The organism is Mesorhizobium sp. P5_C1 (assembly GCF_054049815.1).
Genome location: NZ_JBFULQ010000995.1, coordinates 1 through 1,254 on the forward strand (window position 1 = coordinate 1; position 1,254 = coordinate 1,254).

General features: G+C 56.3%; 2 protein-coding genes. One reads left to right on the forward strand and one right to left on the reverse strand.

From position 1 onward, the window contains the following. The coding region (locus tag ACXJ7R_RS33315; protein ID WP_457155507.1) for a glycosyltransferase family 9 protein at positions 1-864 on the forward strand (864 nt) is incomplete at its 5' end. Between the two features lie 194 nt (positions 865-1,058). Here ACXJ7R_RS33315 and ACXJ7R_RS33320 read toward each other — a convergent pair. Beyond that, a partial coding sequence (locus tag ACXJ7R_RS33320) for an ATP-binding protein (protein ID WP_457155508.1) occupies positions 1,059-1,254 on the reverse strand: 196 nt, incomplete at its 5' end.

Below are 1,254 nucleotides of genomic sequence, written 5' to 3' on the forward strand. Positions count from 1 at the left end.
TATTCAGGCTTGGTCGCTGACCTGCGTCGCCGAAAATTCGATCTCACCATTGACGTAACCGACTCGAAGACATCACGGATATTGCACAGGTCAATCGGCGCCCCCCTGCGCGTTGGATACAATCCCCCGGAAAAGCCCATGAAATTTTGGGAAGTTCAGCCTGCTAATATATTTGCTGAAACCTTCGGCCATGGAGGCGCGCACTACTTGTACCGATATCTGTCCCCGCTTGAAGCGCTTGGGATAGAATTGCGAGAAGTGACACCGAGGCTTGAACCCACACCAGTCGGGCGAAGCGCATCTACCCAGATTCTGGCGCAAAGCAATCTGGCCGTAAAGGCTTTCGTCGCAGTACACGCTGGAGCAAGGTTCGAAGGGCGGTGTTGGCAACCTGAACGGTTCGCTGCAGTAATCGACGAGGTTTATGCAACCAAGGGCCTGCGGTCATTGCTGATTGGTGGACCTGATGAGAGCGCGACCGCGCAAGCTATATTGAATGCGGCAGCGTCGCCATTGGTGAGCGTTGTTGGCAAAGCCTCGCTTGAGACACTAACAGCATTGCTTTCGGATGCATTTATCTTTCTGGGAAACGAGAGCGGCCCAATGCACCTGGCTGCGTCAGTCGGAACTCCGGTTGTGGGCCTGTATGGCCTGACGCCCCCCGACATCTGGGGGCCTTTTGGGGTGCTTCACCGCACCGTTGAGCCGCCGTTGCCTTGCCAGTGTGTTGCGCCCGGATTGTGCAAACCCGACAACCCGGGCGGCGTCTACTGCGTTCATCGACTACCAGTTGCCAAGGTTGCTCAAGCGACACGAGACTTGATAGACGCAGTGAGACAACTGGCCAATAAGACGGCCAATTGACCTCCAGCCATGACCGGCTCGCTTGAAACCGTGAAGAAGGCCCTGCAGGCCTATGTCGACAAGGATCGTGCACGTCCGGCGACGTCAGCTTCCAGACGCTAACGCGACCTTGTGCGCTCACCGATCAATGCCGCTTCGCCTCGGGCGCTGGCCTTACTACCCAGCTAAACGCTTGGCAGAAATTAGATTGCCAACTATCGAACAAGAGGAAGTCTAATCCGGAACGACGCACCACCGTGATCCTGATTTTTCGCACGCATCAGCCCACCGTGCGCCTCGACAATGTTGCGCGCGATGGATAGCCCCATGCCCATGCCTTCCGCCTTGGTTGTGAAAAACGGTTCGAAGACCTGTTCTAATTTGTCGTCGGGAATGCCCGGTCCGCTATCA